The sequence below is a fragment of the Williamsia herbipolensis genome (assembly GCF_000964005.1).
Classification (GTDB): Bacteria; Actinomycetota; Actinomycetes; order Mycobacteriales; family Mycobacteriaceae; genus Williamsia_A; species Williamsia_A herbipolensis.
This window is the reverse complement of sequence record NZ_JXYP01000014.1, coordinates 227,350-243,581: the sequence shown is the minus strand read 5'-3', so window position 1 is coordinate 243,581 and position 16,232 is coordinate 227,350. Positions and strand designations below refer to the sequence as shown.

General features: G+C 68.9%; 14 protein-coding genes and 1 pseudogene. 9 read left to right on the top strand and 6 right to left on the bottom strand.

All coding sequences use genetic code 11. From position 1 onward, the window contains the following. Positions 1 to 72 precede the first annotated feature (72 nt). On the bottom strand, positions 73 to 1,071 hold the full coding sequence (locus tag TU34_RS07045; protein ID WP_338062989.1) for a YihY/virulence factor BrkB family protein: 999 nt from the start codon (positions 1,069 to 1,071) through the stop codon (positions 73 to 75). Positions 1,072 to 1,175: 104 nt separating this feature from the next. Between TU34_RS07045 and TU34_RS07040 the strand changes: the two genes are divergently transcribed. Then, positions 1,176 to 2,438, top strand: a complete 1,263-nt coding sequence (locus TU34_RS07040) for a glycoside hydrolase family 27 protein (RefSeq protein WP_045822112.1) — start codon at positions 1,176 to 1,178, stop codon at positions 2,436 to 2,438. Positions 2,439 to 2,485: 47 nt separating this feature from the next. Here TU34_RS07040 and TU34_RS07035 read toward each other — a convergent pair whose 3' ends face one another. Next, complete coding sequence (locus tag TU34_RS07035) at positions 2,486 to 3,412, bottom strand: HpcH/HpaI aldolase/citrate lyase family protein (RefSeq protein ID WP_045822272.1); 927 nt, start codon at positions 3,410 to 3,412, stop codon at positions 2,486 to 2,488. A gap of 145 nt (positions 3,413 to 3,557) precedes the next feature. On the opposite strand from TU34_RS07035, the gene TU34_RS07030 reads away from it, so the two are divergent. Further along, positions 3,558 to 4,013: an acyl-CoA thioesterase gene (locus TU34_RS07030; protein WP_082080006.1), complete on the top strand. Its 456-nt coding sequence runs from the start codon at positions 3,558 to 3,560 to the stop codon at positions 4,011 to 4,013. Then, positions 4,010 to 5,124, top strand: a pseudogene (locus tag TU34_RS07025) (alcohol dehydrogenase catalytic domain-containing protein). Before TU34_RS07030 ends, TU34_RS07025 begins: the two are co-directional and overlap by 4 nt. Here TU34_RS07025 and TU34_RS07020 read toward each other — a convergent pair. Next, positions 5,103 to 5,762: a DedA family protein gene (locus TU34_RS07020; protein ID WP_052688793.1), complete on the bottom strand. Its 660-nt coding sequence runs from the start codon at positions 5,760 to 5,762 to the stop codon at positions 5,103 to 5,105. The pseudogene TU34_RS07025 and the gene TU34_RS07020 sit on opposite strands and share 22 nt — an antisense overlap. Positions 5,763 to 5,908: 146 nt before the next feature. Between TU34_RS07020 and TU34_RS07015 the strand changes: the two genes are divergently transcribed. After that, a complete protein-coding gene (locus TU34_RS07015; RefSeq protein ID WP_045822110.1) occupies positions 5,909 to 7,423 on the top strand; it encodes an APC family permease in 1,515 nt (504 codons plus the stop codon). Then, positions 7,413 to 8,324, top strand: a complete 912-nt coding sequence (locus tag TU34_RS07010) for a universal stress protein (RefSeq protein WP_045822109.1) — start codon at positions 7,413 to 7,415, stop codon at positions 8,322 to 8,324. Before TU34_RS07015 ends, TU34_RS07010 begins: the two co-directional genes overlap by 11 nt. A 28-nt stretch (positions 8,325 to 8,352) precedes the next feature. Here the strand turns inward: TU34_RS07010 and TU34_RS07005 are convergent, their stop codons facing one another. The 3 genes from TU34_RS07005 to TU34_RS06995 all read right to left on the bottom strand — a co-directional run bounded on the left by TU34_RS07005 (position 8,353) and on the right by TU34_RS06995 (position 11,810). Continuing rightward, entirely contained in the window at positions 8,353 to 8,817 is a 465-nt protein-coding gene (locus TU34_RS07005) for an SRPBCC family protein (RefSeq protein WP_045822108.1), read from the bottom strand. A gap of 108 nt (positions 8,818 to 8,925) precedes the next feature. Next, a complete protein-coding gene (locus TU34_RS07000; protein ID WP_238981200.1) occupies positions 8,926 to 10,350 on the bottom strand; it encodes an NAD(P)/FAD-dependent oxidoreductase in 1,425 nt (474 codons plus the stop codon). Continuing rightward, positions 10,347 to 11,810 carry a gamma-aminobutyraldehyde dehydrogenase gene (locus tag TU34_RS06995; RefSeq protein ID WP_045822107.1) on the bottom strand — a complete coding sequence of 488 codons (1,464 nt, stop codon included), beginning with the start codon at positions 11,808 to 11,810 and terminating at the stop codon, positions 10,347 to 10,349. The genes TU34_RS07000 and TU34_RS06995 overlap by 4 nt, the downstream gene beginning before the upstream one ends. 137 nt (positions 11,811 to 11,947) lie before the next feature. Between TU34_RS06995 and TU34_RS06990 the strand changes: the two genes are divergently transcribed. The 4 genes from TU34_RS06990 to TU34_RS06975 all read left to right on the top strand — a co-directional run bounded on the left by TU34_RS06990 (position 11,948) and on the right by TU34_RS06975 (position 16,228). Further along, positions 11,948 to 12,400, top strand: coding sequence for an Lrp/AsnC family transcriptional regulator (locus TU34_RS06990; RefSeq protein ID WP_408068710.1), 453 nt, complete (start codon positions 11,948 to 11,950; stop codon positions 12,398 to 12,400). Further along, the gene (locus tag TU34_RS06985; RefSeq protein WP_045822106.1) at positions 12,397 to 13,794 is read left to right on the top strand and encodes an aspartate aminotransferase family protein; all 1,398 of its coding nucleotides are present in this window, start codon (positions 12,397 to 12,399) and stop codon (positions 13,792 to 13,794) included. The genes TU34_RS06990 and TU34_RS06985 overlap by 4 nt, the downstream gene beginning before the upstream one ends. Before the next feature lie 284 nt (positions 13,795 to 14,078). After that, positions 14,079 to 14,876, top strand: a complete 798-nt coding sequence (locus TU34_RS06980; protein ID WP_150116433.1) for an alpha/beta fold hydrolase — start codon at positions 14,079 to 14,081, stop codon at positions 14,874 to 14,876. A 26-nt stretch (positions 14,877 to 14,902) separates the two neighbouring features. Continuing rightward, on the top strand, positions 14,903 to 16,228 hold the full coding sequence (locus TU34_RS06975) for a D-alanyl-D-alanine carboxypeptidase family protein (RefSeq protein ID WP_045822104.1): 1,326 nt from the start codon (positions 14,903 to 14,905) through the stop codon (positions 16,226 to 16,228). Positions 16,229 to 16,232 lie beyond the last annotated feature (4 nt).

Genomic DNA, 16,232 nt, shown 5'->3' with positions numbered 1-16,232 from the left:
TCCCCACCCGATCCCGGCGACCGAACAGGTCGCCGGGATCGTGCGTTCCGGGACACAACCGGGTCCGTGCGATCAGCCGCGAGGGCTGTCGTCGTCGGGATCCTCGGGCGGTGGGCGTTTGTCGAAGGTGACGTCGATCTGTTCGAAACCCTTCGCGCGCTGCGCCTTGGCCTGATTGGTGTAGGCGCGACGGTCGCCACGGGTGAGCACGACGTCGTCGGTGAACGGGGTGAGAAGGGCGCGGGGATAGAGCTTGTCGACGCGCACGCTGTTGATCTCGGCGGTGAACACCACCGAGATGGCCGTGAGGTAGAGGAACGCCATGAGGCCCAGCACCACGGCGAAGACGCTGTTGGTGGCGCTGGCGTTCCGGACCACCCGTTCGACGTAGTAGGCGCCGAAGGTCTGCAGGAGTTGCCACACGACCGCCATCACCGCCGCACCCGGGAGCACCTGACGCATCGCGAGGTCGCGTGACGTCCCGATGCGATATCCGTAGGCGAACACGACGGCGTTGATGACGACGGCGCCGACCACGGAGACGGCGGTCCACACCGATCCCAATGAATCGAAGATGTTGCCCAGCAACGACAACGTCGTCGTCCCGGCGAGCGCGACGACCAACACCAGCAGCAACCGCACACTGCGGATGCGCGCGAGGAACGGGTTGGGGCGGCTGTTGCGCGGGACCGCCCACACCGTGTTCATGGCGTTCTGCGTGGCCTGCCCGATACCCGACGCGCCGTACAGGGCACCGATCACACCGATGATGACGCCGGTCGACCCGCCACCGAGCCGACGCGGTTCGCCGAGCTGGTCGCCGATGATCGGGAATTCACCCAGCGCCGAGTTGAGAAGCCGCTCCTGCAGCCCGGGATCGCCGGCGAGGACGAACCCGAGAATGGTCGTCGACAACAACAGCAGCGGGAACAGCGACAGGAAGGCGTAATAGGTGACCAGCGCCGCGAGGTAGCCACCCTGGTCGTCGACGAACTTGTAGATCACCGCGAAGACGAAACCCACACCGCGGTTGCGCCGCTGCAGGGCGTCGAGCCGTTTGAACACTCCCACCCCTCGTCAGCAGTGCCCATCCACCGTGGACATGTCCACGCTATAAGAGGCCGCACAGTCGCCCCGCAGTCGGTTGCCAGGTCGGCTCCCTACACTCGCCGTCGATGACCACCCACCGCCTGCGTCGCGCCGCGTCTGCGCTCGTGGTGTCGGCCGCGGTCCTGTCCGGATGCGCCACCGCACTCCCCCACGACCTCGGCGGCTCCGCCCCCGCCATCGCGGGCGTCGCGGCCACACCACCGATGGGGTGGAACAGCTGGAACACCTTCGGCTGCGACATCGACGAGACGACGATCCGGGCGCAGGCCGATGCCCTCGTCTCGTCCGGACTCGCCGCGGCCGGCTACCGCTACGTGGTCGTCGACGACTGTTGGTACACCCCGGCCCGTGACGCCGCAGGCCGACTGACCGCGTCGTCGTCACGGTTCCCGTCGGGGATGGCCGCACTCGGCGCCTACCTGCACGCCCGGGGTCTTCGATTCGGCATCTACGCCGGCGCGAGCGATCGCACCTGTGCACAGTTGTCGGGGACCTATCCCCGGGCCACGGGCAGCCGCGGCCACGAGGCCACCGACGCCGCGACCTTCGCCTCCTGGGGCGTCGACTACGTGAAATACGACTGGTGTTCGTCGGAGTCCGATGTCGGCGACCAGCGCGACGCCTTCGTGGCCATGCGTGACGCGATCCGCGCGACCGGACGGCCGATGGTCTACAGCATCAACCCCAACAGCGGGATCGCGCTCCCCGCCGATGCCGACACCGCCGCGGTCCCCGGCTCGGCCCACGACTGGGGCGGTGTCGCGACGATGACGCGCCTCACCAACGACATCACCGCGCAGTGGAGTACGTCGGCGGGTGTCTCGGGGTATCAGGGGGTTCTCGACATCGCCGCGGCGTCGGCGAGCGCATCGGCCGATACCCGCGCCGGACGGTGGCTCGATCTCGACATGCTCGAGATCGGTGTCGGCACCGCGCTCACCGAGGCTCAACAGCGGTCGCATCTCGGGCTGTGGGCGATGGCGGGGTCACCGCTCATCGCCGGCAACGACCTCACCCGCATGGACCCCGCGACGCGAACGCTGCTCTCCTCGCCCGGCATCCTCGCGATCGATCAGGACACGACCGCCCCGGCGCGGTCGGTGTCTGCCGACGGCTTGACACGGACCAAGCGGATGGCCGACGGGACGACGACTGTGTCGGTCACGAATTCGTCCGCCGACGCCCGGACTGTGACGGTCGATCGCTCTGCCGTCGGTGCGCAGGGAGCGGTGACCGACCTCTGGACCGGACGTCAGATCGTCGCCGCGGGTGCACCGATCCGCATCACCGTCGCCGGCGGCGACACCGCCATGCTGCGGATCGGCTGAGGTTCGCCGCCCACCGGATGCCGTTGCGCGGGAACGAATGCGCAGCCTCAGTAGTGGTAGGTGTCCGAGGGCGCCGGGGCGTGATCGGGGTCGTCGTACTCGGCGTGCACCTCGGTGCCGTAGGACCGCGCCAGGTCGACGATCTTGGTCGCACGAGCGATGCGGGGAAGATCCGAGCCGTTGCGGATCTCACCTCCGTCGCGTTCGAACTCACCGAAGAACTCACGCGCCCAGGCGATCTCCTCCTGCGAGGGCGAGAGTCCCTCGTTGACCGAGGAGCACTGGTCGGGGCTCAGGCAGATCTTGCCGGTCATCCCGAACTCGCGGCTGACCGCGGTGGCCTCGCTGAGCTTCAACGCCGACGACCCCACCGTGGGGCCGTCGATGGCGCTCGGCAGGTGCGCTGCCTTCGCCGCGATCGTGAAACGCGAACGGGCGTAGGCGAGAGTGGCGGGATGCTCCCCGAAGCCGGTGTCGCGGCGGAAGTCACCGATGCCGAAGGCGAGACGGAATGTGCCCTTCGCCGAGGCGATCTCACTGATCCGCTCGAGGCCGCGCGCGGTCTCCACCAACGCCACGATCGGGATGCCGGGCAGCTTCTTCGCGGTCTCGGTGACGTGGTCGACCGATTCGACCATCGCGAGCATCACGCCGCCCAGGTTGTCACCGACGTCGTGGAGCGCCGCGAGATCGGCCTCCCACCACTGGGTGCCGAACCCGTTGACGCGCACCCAGTCGCGATTGCCCGCCTCGAGCCATCGGACGACGTTCTCCCGCGCGGCGACCTTGTCCTTCGGGGCGACGGCGTCCTCGATGTCGAGCACCACGATGTCGGCGCGGGAATGTGCCGCGGCCTGGAAGCGATCGAAGGCGATCCCGTTGACCAGGAGCCAGCTACGGGCGAGCACGGGGTCGATGCGGGAACCGATATCCTCGGGTTCGAGATCGGCGGCGGGTGTCGGTGGCGGGTTCATCACGGCATATCGTCCCACCGGTACCGACCGGGCGGAAATCGGGTTCGACGTGTGCCGACGGGACAGACCGGAGCGGGGACGAGGAGCGCCACAGGTGACGAACGACGACAGGCCCGCACTCGGCCACTTCCCGGTCGCACGGCCGATGACGACGCGCTGGGCCGACAACGACATGTACGGCCATCTCAACAACGCCGTCTACTACCAACTGTTCGACACCGCCATCAACGCCTGGATCATCGAGGCGACGGGGGTCGACCCGACGCGATCTGCCGCGCAGGGCGTGGTGGTCGAGTCCGGCTGCCGCTACTTCTCGTCGGTGCAGTTCCCCGAACCGGTGACCGTCGCCATCGCCGTGGCCCGTCTCGGTTCGTCGAGCGTCACCTACGACCTCGGGCTCTTCGCCGGGCCGACCGACTCCGAGGCCGCACCACCCACCATCGCCGCACGGGGGCGGTGGGTGCACGTCTACGTCGACACCACCACGCGCCGACCCGTCCCGATCCCCGACGAGATCCGCGCACTCCTGACCACCGCCGACATCAGCGGACCTACGACGGCGTCCGACGAGACCGACACACGAGACAGGGACGACCGATGAAGATCGACGCAGCAGTTCTGGTGGAATCGGGCCGATCGCGGCCCTACACCGACTCGACCCCGATGGTGATCCGCGAGCTCGACCTCGACGAGCCCGGCCCCGGGGAGATCGGCGTCCGCATCGAAGCGGCAGGCGTCTGCCACTCGGATCTGTCGGTCGTCGAGGAAACCGCCTGCGCCCCCTGCCCATGGCCCTCGGACACGAGGCCGCGGGCATCGTGGAATCCCTCGGCGAGGGCGTCGACGACATCGCGATCGGCGACCGCGTGGTCATGGCGTTCCTGCCCCGCTGCGGCGAGTGCGCCGAGTGCGCCACCGACGGACGGCTGCCGTGCGCGCCGGGATCGGCGGCCAACAACGCCGGCACCCTCCTCGAGGGCGACCGTCGCCTGCACGACCCCGCCGATCCCGAGGCGACCGTGCACCACCACCTCGGGGTCTCCGGTTTCGCCACCCACGCGGTGGTCGACCGTCGGTCGGCGGTGGTCGTGGGCGCCGACGTACCCGCCGAGATCGCCGCGGTCCTCGGATGCGCCGTGCTCACCGGAGGCGGCGCCGTCATCAACGCCGGCAAACCCGAGCCCGGGCAGTCGGTGATGGTGGTCGGACTCGGCGGCGTCGGCATGGCCGCGGTGTTGACCGCTCTCTCCTTGGAGACCGGTGACGTGATCGCCGTCGACTCCCTGCCCGAGAAACTCGCCGCCGCCACCGATGCCGGCGCCGCTGCGGTCTACTCCCCCGCCGAGGTCGCCGAACAGGGCATCACCGCACCGATCGTCATCGAGGCCGCGGGCAACGCGAAGGCGTTCGAGACGGCCGTCGCCGCGACCGCACCCGGCGGGATCACCGTCACCGTGGGCCTGCCCTCACCGGATGCGCGGTCGTCGATCGCCCCGCTCGGACTGGTCGCCGGTGCGCGCACCATCGTCGGCAGCTACCTCGGCTCGGCGGTCCCGGCCCGCGACATCCCGGTGTACGAGCAGCTGTGGCGCGAGGGGCGGCTACCGGTGGAGAGGCTGATCTCGTCGCGGATCCGCCTGAGCGACATCAACTCGGCGATGGATGCTCTCGCCGATGGGACGGCGATCCGTCAGGTCATACTCTTCGACTGATCGGCGGCCTGCGGATTCGACTGCGGTGCACGGCGGGCCCGCACGCGGTGCCGGATGTAGAGGCCGAGTGCGACGACGACGAACAGTGCGATGAAGACGTACGAGGTGTACCCGAGATCCTTCTCGACGGTCTTGTAGGACTTGCCGGCGATGTAGCCGAGTGATCCGACCACGCACGCCCAGATGGTGCCACCGATGGCGTTGGCGATCACGAAGGTCCGTAACCGGACCTCACTCATCCCCGCGAGCCCCGGGATCAGCGCTCGCAGGGCCGCGATCCATCGGCCGAACAGCACCGCGACGGCACCGCGCTTGCGCAACGCCTCCCGGCCGCGATCGACGTGCTCGGGTTTCACGAGGCGTTCGGGCAGCTTCTCGAGCAGGGTGGTGCCCCACCGGCGACCCACCTCGAACCCGATGAAGTCGCCGATGATCGCTCCGGCGACGGCGGCGACGAGGACTTCCCACAGCTCGAGTCGGCCGCCGTTGGCGATGACGCCGGCGATGAGAACCGCGATCTCGCCGGGCACCACCACGCCGATGAAGATCGAGGCCTCGAGGGCCGGGAACAGAAACGCCATACCCAACGCCACCCATGGGGGCAGGTCGAGCAACCATTCGACGAGTGCATCGATCACCCATAGACAGTAGCCGCGCCGGAACGCGGTCGACGAAAACTACCGCCACAGGTCGTGAGACGACTGAATCAGTCGTCGTGTTACCGCACAGAAAACAAATCCGTCGTTGTCACGCGTGATCACGACCGAAACCGTACTGTTCCCACATGGCAGTATCGAAGCCGTCGCCCATGCTCCCGGCCCCCGCGTCCGACAAGGGTCTGCGCGCCGGTTCCCTGGGGCTCGTCGGCAACGTCGTCATCGGACTCTCCGCCGTGGCACCGGCCTACAGCCTCGCCGCGACGCTGGGCTACGTCGTGGCCGAGGTCGGCACGAAAGCGCCGGCCATGTTCGTCCTCGCGTTCATCCCGATGCTGCTCATCGCCTTCGCGTACCGAGAACTCGGCGAGGACACCCCCGACTGCGGCACCACCTTCACCTGGGCGACGAAGGCTTTCGGTCCCTGGATCGGGTGGATGGGCGGCTGGGGCCTGGCCGTGTCGGCGATCATCGTGCTGGCCAACGTGGCCGAGATCGCCGCGATCTACCTCTTCAAGTTCCTCGGACTGGAGTCGCTGGCCGACAACCTCCTCGTGAAGGTCGGCGTCGGGTGCTTCTTCATCATCGCGATGACCTGGGTCAGCATCCGCGGGATCCTCATCAGCGAGCGGATGCAGAACGTCCTCATCGCGGTGCAGTTCGGGGTCCTGATCGTCGCCAGCGTCATCGCGCTGGTGAAGATCGGCTTCGACAAGGCCGGACCGCAGGCGATCTCACCGAGCTGGGACTGGCTGTGGCCGAGCGGGGTGACCTCCTCGCAACTCGCGGCGGCGATCATCCTGTGCATCTTCATCTACTGGGGCTGGGATGCCTGTCTCGCCGTCGGCGAGGAGACGAAGGACTCGACGAAGACCCCCGGTCGTGCGGCCGTCCTGACGACACTGATCCTCGTGTGCACCTATGTGCTGGTCGCCTACGCGGTGCAGTCGTTCGCCGGATTCGGCGAGACGGGTATCGGCCTCAACAACCCCGACAACGCCGACGACGTGCTGACCATCCTCGGTGATCCCGTTGCCGGAGTGGTCATGTCGTCCCTGCTGCTGCTGACGGTGTCGATCTCGGCGTTGTCGTCCACACAGTCGACGATCCTGCCCACGGCGCGTGGCACTCTGTCGATGGCGGTCTATCAGGCTCTACCGCAACGTTTTGCCCGCATCCACCCGAAGTACATGACGCCCGCGTTCGGTACCGCGGTCATGGGTGGAGCCGCCCTGTTCTTCTACCTGGTGCTCGCCCTCGCCAGCGAGGACACGCTCGGCGACTCGGTGTCGTCGCTGGGGCTGGCGGTCGCCTTCTACTACGGCATCACCGCCTACGCCTGCGTCTGGTATTTCCGTCGCACCCTGTTCGCCTCGGTGCGGAACTTCCTGATGCGCGGGCTGTTCCCGCTGCTCGGAGCACTCGCGATGACGTGGGCGTTCGTGCAGAGCTCCATCGACATGATCAAGCCCGACTACGGGTCGACGTCGTTCGGCGGCATCGGCGGGGTGTTCATCCTCGGCGTCGGGATGCTGGTGCTCGGTATCCCCCTGATGTTGCTGTGCGTGGCCGGCGGCCGGGAGTTCTTCAGCGGCCGCTCTCTCAACGCCGGCACCGAGGTGAAGGTCCCCGATGTCTACTGACACGACGAACTCCGTCGACTCCCCCGCGACGCCCGCGCGCATCACCGTCGGCTATCTGGCCACCGCATCCGGCGACGACGGTGTCGCACTCGCCGTCGCCCTGGCCCGCGCCACCGGGGCCTGCATCGATCTCGTGTGCGTGGTGCGGTCGGAGGAGCCCGACGGGACGCCGGGCCGCGCCTCGTACCAGGACATGTTGATCCGTCGCGCCCGCGAGTGGGTCGCGGCGGGTGCCGATCTCGTGCCCGACGACGTCACCGTCGAGGTCCACACACCGGTCGCGGAGTCGTTCACAGAGGGGTTGATCGACTTCGCGGACGCCTCCGGTGCGCGCCTGATCGTGGTCGGCGGGACGCGCGACGGACTGCTCGGCCGCCACACGCTGGGCTCCATCAGCTCCGAACTCGTGCACTGGTCACCGCTGCCGGTGGCGTTGGCACCCCGGGGGTACGCCGAGCGTGACGAAGTCGTCCTCGACTCCCTCACCGTCGCGGTACCGACGACCGGTCGCAGCGACAACCCACTGCCGTTCGCGGTGGCCCTCGCCGAGGAGGCACATCTCGCGCTGCGCCTGGTGTCGTTGGTGTCTCTCGACGACGCAGGCGATCTCGACACCGAGACGTCGGCGCAGACCCGTGCTCGCCACATCTCCGCGGCGACCGACATCCTCGACGAGGCGACACGGCGCGCGCCGTCGACGCTGTCGGTGGAATCGGTGGTCGCCGACGGCGACACCCTCTCCGAGGCACTCGACAGCCTGCGCTGGGGTGAGGGTGATCTCGTCGCGGTCGGTTCGGCGCGCCTGGGCCCGCCGAGTCGCGCGTTCCTCGGATCGACGGCGGCTCGCATCCTGCGGAACACCACCGCGCCGATGATCGTGGTGCCCAAGGCCGCCGACTGAGGCGTCGGCGTCCTCGGTGGCCGGGCGACTAGCCGGTCGTCGCGGCCGCGAGGCGGCCGAGGCTGTCCTCGAGTTCACCCTCGCTGACGAGCGGGAACTTGATCTGCTCGAGCAGCTTCTTGTCGGTCACCTTCGACCAGTCGTAGGTGAGATGAACGAGGGTGGAGTCGGGGCCCTGGGAATCGAGCTCCCACAGCCATTCCCATCCGGGCGGCTCGGTGCCGGCGGGCGCGGTCTTCCACGCGATCAACTTGTCCTTCGCGAAACCGCTGACGTGGTTGTCGGTCTTGTACTCGCCACCCATGTGCGGGCCGTCCATGTTCATCGTGAACACATCGCCCACGGCACTGATCCGCTCGCCGTTCTCGTCGCCACGAACGAAACCGGAGCCGTCGAGTTCGACGTGGCGCTTGGGGTTGGACAGGATGTCGAAGACGTCCTTGGCGGATGCGTCGATGAGACGCTCGACGGTGACGCTGGTCTGATCGGTCATGAGGGGATCCTCCGGTCGACGGTGACGTACCCCACCAAACGTACGCGAGGTCGTTCGCCGTACATCCGATCGCGGAGCGATCAACTGTCGAAACCGATCGCGGAGCGATCAGCTGTCGAAGCCCAGCCCGACCTTGTCCATGGTGCGCAGCCAGATCCCGCGGCGACCCTGTGAGCGGTCGGCGCGGGCGAACTGTCGGCGGGTGATGGTGATGCCGATCCAGCGCAGCGGTTCGGGTGGGAACGGGATGGGCCGGGTGCGCACCATCTGCAGGCGGGTGCGTTCGGTGTCGTGACCGTCGACGAGGTCGAGCGCGGTGCGGGCGCCGAAATGCGATGCGCCGACGCCCAGCCCGGTGAATCCGAGCACCGACACGACCCGTCCGCGCATGCTGGTGTGCCAGTAGGCGCAGAACCGCGAACTGGTGTCGATGGCCCCGCCCCATGCGTGGGTGATCTCGATGCCCTCGAGCTGCGGGAACATCTGCAGCAGATGTTCGGCGAGGACGGCGAACTCGTGGTCGTCGCTGCTGTGGCGGTCGTCGCGGTCGGATCCGTAGCGGTACACCGCATCCCATCCCCCGAAGAGGATCCGGTTGTCGGTGGTGAGCCGGAAGTAGTGGAAGCGGTTGCCGCCGTCGGCCAGCCCCTCGCGGCCGTCCCAGCCGATCGATGCCCGTAGGGCGTCGGTGAGCGGCGCGGTCATCAGCACGTAGTCCCACACCGGGACCGTCCCCCACCGGTTCCATCGCCGCAGGGGCCGCGCCGCGGCCGTGGCCACGATGACCTTGTTCGCGGTCACCGACCCCCGCGGCGACTCGGCGTGGACACCTCGGCCACGGCGACGGAGGCCGGTGATCTCGGTGTTCTCACAGATCACGACGCCGAGGCGCTCCGCGGCGGCGGCGAGCCCCCACGCGAGCTTGGCCGGGTCGAGCATGATGACCGCCGGGTCGTGGGCGGCGGCCGCCACCATCGGCGAGCGCACCTTCGATCGGGCTTCTTCCTTGTCGTGGAAGGTGGTGTCGCGTTCCAGGGCGACGGCCTCCTCCACCCCGTCGCGGACCGCATCGACCTGCCAGTCGAAGTTGGCGATGTCGAGTTCACCGGTCCGTTCGAGGTCGGCGTCGACACCGAGGCGGTGTACCGCCTTCTCGATCTCGTCGAGTGTCTCGTCCCCCATGCGTAGCAACGTCGGCAGCTCGTCGGCGAAGCGCGACATCCCGTTCGACAGCCCGTGGGTGATGCTCGCCGAACAGAATCCTCCGTTGCGTCCCGACGCCTGCTCGGCCACCCGGTCGCGATCGACGAGGATCACCTGGCGGTCGGGGTCGGCCTCGATTGCCTGCACCGCGGCCCACAGTCCGGTGAAGCCGGCGCCGATCACCAGCAGATCGCATCGACGGTCCCCGCGCAGCGCCGGACGGGCCTCGGGGCGTTCGGGACGGTCGAGCCAGAACGGTCGGCGCGCGGCGTCGGCGATCATCCGACGGCCACGTTCGGTCGGTTCCTCGGCCCAGGCGGAGACGGTCACGCCTCCTCCGCTGCCGCGAACACCGTTCGATGCCAGGGCTTGCGGGCCACCCCGGTGATGTCGCTCATCACGTGCTTGATCGAGAGGTACTCGTCGAGGGAGTAGGCCGACATGTCCTTGCCGAATCCCGATGCCCCGAAACCACCGTGCGGCATCTCGCTGACGATCGGGATGTGGTCGTTGATCCACACGCATCCGGCACGGATGTCGCGTGCAGCCCGCTGCGCGCGGTAGACATCACGTGTCCACGCCGAGGCCGCCAGCCCGTAGTCGGTGTCGTTGGCGCGCCGGATGCCGTCGTCATCGTCGTCGAAGGTGCTCACGGTGAGCACCGGACCGAACACCTCGTCGCGGTACACCTCCGCGTCCTCGTCGACCTCGGCGAGCAGGGTCGGCGGATAGTACGCGCCCGGACCCGACGGGACGGTCCCGCCGGTCACCACGCGGATGCCCGAAGCGGCTGCGCGCGAGACCATCCCGGCCACCTTGTCGCGATGGGTGCGGGAGATGAGCGGGCCCATGTCGGTGGCGGGATCGGTGGGGTCGCCCATTTTCACCTGCGACATCACCTCGGCGACGCCGTCGACGAAGTCGTCGTAGAGGGGCCGCGCGACGATGGCGCGGGTGGCCGCGGTGCAGTCCTGACCGGAGTTGATGAGCGCCCCGGCGACCGCTCCGTGGACGGCGGCGGTGAGGTCGGCGTCGTCGAACACGAGGAACGGCGCCTTGCCGCCGAGCTCGAGCTGTACGCGGGTACCCCGTGTGGCGGCGGCCGCCATCACACGCCGTCCCACACCGGTCGAGCCGGTGAAGGTCACCACGTCGACGCCGCGGTGACCGGCGAGTGCGGCGCCCACCTCGGCGCCGGTACCGGTGAGGACGTTCAGGACTCCGTCGGGGACGCCGGCCTCGGTGGCCAGGCGCGCGAGGGTGAGCGTGGTGAGTGGCGTGAGCTCGGCCGGTTTGAGGACGACGGTGCACCCGGCGGCCAACGCGGGCATCACCTTCCAGACCGCCATGCCCAGCGGGTAGTTCCACGGCGTGATCGACGCGACGACGCCGACGGCCTCCCGGCGGATCGAGGAGGTGTGGTCACCGGAGTACTCGGCGGCGGCCTTTCCCTCGAGTGCGCGGGCGAGGCCGGCGAAGAAGTCGGTGTTGTCGACCGCGCCCGGGAGATCGAACTCGGTGGCCAGACGGATCGGTTTGCCCGTCTGGCTCACCTCCTGCGCGGCCAGGGCAGCGGACTCGCGCTCGAGGATGGCGGCGAGACGCCGCAACACGGCACTGCGCGTCGCCGGCGTGGCACCCGACCAGCCGGGTAGAGCGGCGCGCGCCACGGTGACAGCGGTGTCGACGTCGGCGGCGGTCGCCAAAGCCATCTGCGCGACGGGTAGGTCGGTCGAGGGGTCGACGACGGTGTGTACGGGGCCCGCGGCGACGAAGTCCCTCCCGGACATCCATCCGGCGGGCAGAGTTGACGGCATGCGTTCGATCGTAGGGGAATGACGACGAAATGCACCATCAAATCTGGTCGCAAACCACTGGATCGGTGGTTTTTGTTGCACGAATCTGCGGAATCCGTCACGATGGCGCTGTGGCCAAAGACCTCGATCACGTCTCCAAACAGATCATCGAAGCGTTGCAGACCGACGGCCGTCGGTCCTACGCCTCGGTGGGCAAGTCGATCGGGTTGTCGGAGGCCGCGGTGCGCAATCGCGTTCAAAAGCTCAGCGACAGTGGCGTTCTGCAGATCGTCGCGGTGACCGACCCGTTGCAGGTGGGATTCGCCCGGCAGGCCATGATCGGCATCCGCTGCACGGGCGACTCGGTTGCACTGGCCAAGAATCTCGCCGAGATCCCCGAGATCGACTACGTCGTCCTCACCGCGGGGAGCTTCGACATCATGATCGAGGTCGTCTGCGAGGACGACGACGGCCTGCTGGACCTGCTCAACCGCACGGTCCGCACCCAGCCCGGTGTCACCGCGACCGAGACGCTCGTCTACCTGAAACTCGTCAAACAGCAATACAACTGGGGAACCCGATGACCACCACAGCAATGCCCGTGAGCTCCTCCTCCGATGCCGCGGGTTCCGACCTCGGCGCCCGCAGCGCCCGACACCTCTGGGGCCACTTCGCCCGTCACGGCGAACACATCACCCCGCCGGTGATCACGCGCGGCGAGGGGCATCGCATCTTCGACGACCGCGGTCGCAGCTACATCGACGGACTGTCGGGGCTGTTCGTCGTGCAGGTCGGCCACGGTCGTGAAGAGCTCGCGCGCGCCGCCGCGAATCAGGCTCAGACGCTCGGCTTCTTCCCGCTCTGGTCCTACGCGACACCGCCGGCGATCGAGCTCGCCGAACGACTCGCCCACCACGCCCCCGGCGACCTCAACCGCGTCTTCTTCACCACCGGCGGTGGCGAGGCGGTCGAGAGTGCGTGGAAGCTGGCCAAGAAATACTTCAAGCTGACGGGGAAGCCGTACAAGCACAAGGTGATCTCCCGTGCCGTCGCCTATCACGGCACGCCGCAGGGAGCGCTCGCCATCACCGGCATCCCGGCGATGAAGCAGGACTTCGAGCCGCTGACACCCGGGGCGTTCCGCGTGCCCAACACCAACTTCTACCGCGCCACCGAACACGCCGACGACCCGAAGGCGTTCGGGCGCTGGGCCGCCGACCGCATCGCCGAGGCCATCGAGTTCGAGGGCCCCGACACCGTCGCCGCGGTGTTCCTCGAACCCGTACAGAACGCGGGCGGCTGCTTCCCGCCGCCGCCCGGGTACTTCGAGCGGGTGCGCGAGATCTGCGATGAGTACGACGTGCTGCTGGTCTCCGACGAGGTCATCTGCGCCTTCGGGCGCATCGGCTCGATGTTCGCCTGCGACGACTTCGGCTACGTGCCCGACATCATCACGTGCGCCAAGGGCATGACCTCGGGGTACTCGCCCATCGGCGCGATGATCGCCAGCGACCGGCTCTTCGAGCCGTTCGACGACGGCGTGACCTCGTTCGCCCACGGCTACACCTTCGGCGGGCACCCGGTCTCGGCGGCCGTCGCGCTGGCCAACCTCGACATCTTCGAGCGCGAGGGCATCACCGACAACGTCAAGAACAACGCCGGCGCGTTCCGCTCGACCCTGGAGCGACTCAAGGATCTGCCGATCGTCGGCGACGTCCGCGGAGAGGGCTACTTCTACGGGATCGAACTGGTCAAGGACCAGGCCACGAAGGAGACGTTCACCGCCGACGAGTCCGAACGGGTCCTGCGCGGGTTCCTGTCGCACGCGCTGTTCGAGGCCGGGCTGTACTGCCGCGCCGACGATCGCGGCGATCCCGTCGTGCAGCTCGCGCCGCCGCTCATCTGCGGGCAGCGCGAGTTCGACGAGATCGAATCGATCCTGCGTGGCGTCCTCACCGAGGCCTACAGCAAGATCTGACCGGTTCACCGGGAAGATCTGACCGACTCACCGGGGGGATCTGACCGGGTGCCGACGCACAGCGGGCCGCCCACCCCGATCGGGGGTGGACGGCCACGCGGAGGACGGACCCGCCATTGCGCCTCTCGGCAGAAGGCCGCTCGTGGCGGCAAATGGGGTGGTACCCGGGGCAGTGAATCGGGCCCGTCGGGTGATGTAACGCCATCCGGGCCGAGGATTGTTCCCGAGCCCGAAAACGGTTCCCGACATCCGTACAGTTTCGGCCTACGCCTATCGTCTGCCCGGTGACCGACCTCCGAATCCCCCGCGACGGTGCTGATCTCGCTGTCGACCGCCCGTCGGGGGCGCGACCGATCGCCGTCTACGCCCACGGCATGTCCTCCAGCCGCCGGTTCGACGACGAGAGCGGCATCTTCGACTGGACGCCCGTCGACGGCGACGACCGCGAGCTCGTGCGGTTCGACGCGCGCGGCCACGGCGAGTCGACCGGACGGCCGGTCCCGGCGGATTACATCTGGACCGCGCTCGCCGACGACCTGTTGGCCGTGATCGACGCGGTGTCGCCCGAGGAACCCGTCGACGCCATCGGCGCATCGATGGGCTCGGCGGCCATCCTCTGGGCCGTCCTGCGCGCTCCCCACCGCTTCCGACGACTCGTCCTGTCGCTCACTCCCACCGCCTGGGAGACACGCGCGGGCCACTCGAGCGGGTACCTGAGCACCGCGGCCCTCCTCGAGAACGAGGGTCTCGATGCCCTGTTCGCGATGGTGTCCGCCATGCCTCCGCCGCCGATCATCACCGCGGGCGGATGGTCGACCGAGCCGCGTCCTCCCGCCGTCGACGTCGGTCTGTTGCCCTCGGTGATGAGAGGCGCGGCGCAGTCCGACCTCCCCGACGTCGAGAGCGTCACGCAGATCACCCACCCCACGCTGCTGCTGCCCTGGGACACCGACGCCGGACACCCGGTCAGCACCGCACAACGGCTCGCCGAACTCCTCCCCGACGCGACGCTCGAGATCGCCACCGAACCCGACCACGTCCGACAGTGGGGAGCACGCGCCGCGCGGTTCCTCGGGGCCTGAGGTTCGTCGGGGTACTTTCGACCTCGATGCCAGCCCTGCGCCGATCGTCCCGAATCCTCGCCGCGTCGGTGTCGGCCGTCGCCGTGGTCGTCGCGTGCGCGACGTTCGGCGCCGCCGCGGTGTCGGCGGACCCCGTCGTCCCGACGCCGACGGCAGGGCCGCCGAGCACACCCGACACCGAGAGGTGCCCCTACCGCACATCCCCTGCGGCGGCCGTGGACACCTCGGAGGTACCGCCCTCGGGGCAGACGGCCCCGGCTCCGCTACCGGTGCCCGACCCGCCGGTCGGCGGCGAGAAGCTCGGCGCATGTGGCGTCGTCACCGCCGGCAACGCCGCGTCGATCCCCCGCGGCATCACCTCGGCCGGCTGGCTGGTCGCCGACGCGGGAACCGGCGCCGTCCTCGCCGCGAAGGACCCGCACGGCCGCTACCGTCCCGCCAGCACCATCAAGACGCTGCTGGCACTGGTCGCCCTCGACGAACTCGATCTCGACACCACCGTCACCGGTACCCGCGCCGACTACAGCATGGAGGGCGACTCGGCCGGGATCGGTCCCGACGGCCGCTACACCGTGCGACAACTGCTGCAGGGTCTGCTGATGGTGTCGGGCAACGACTGCGCCAACGCACTGGCCCGGGAACTCGGCGGCTACGAGGTCGCGGTCCGGAAGATGAACGAGATGGCCCACCGACTGGGCGCCGAGGACACCCGCGCGGCGTCACCCTCGGGCCTCGACGCCCCCGGGATGAGCACCTCCCCCTACGACCTGGCGCTGATCTTCCGCGCGGCCCTGAAGGACTCGACGTTCCGCGACCTCATCTCACACGTGAACGCGCCGTTCCCGGGCTACCCGCCGCTCGCCGACGTGCCGAACGACAAACCGCACCCAGGCTACATGATGCAGACCCAGAACCGACTGCTCCTCGACGACTACCCCGGCATCATCGGCGGGAAGACGGGGTACACCGACGACGCCCGCAAGACGTTCGTCGGCGCGGTCGAGCGGTCCGGACGCACGCTGATCGTGGTGCAGATGTATGGCCTCAACGAGGTCGACGACTCCTACTGGGACCAGGCGAAAGGGCTCCTCGAACTCGGATTCGGCATCCCGACGGGCGAGTCGGTGGGGCGGCTGGTCGACGAGACGACCTCCGACTCGTCGGCGTCGGACCCGTCGGCCGGCCGGGCGTCGTCGGGCGACGGCCACAGCGGTGCGGTCGCCTACCCCTCGTCCGAGGACGGCGCCTCCGGCTCGCCGTGGACCGACCGACTGCTGTTCGGCGGCATCGGGCTCGTCGTCATCCTCGGGCTGGTCTACGCGGCGTTGCGGGTCAACCGCCGATCACGCTGACGCG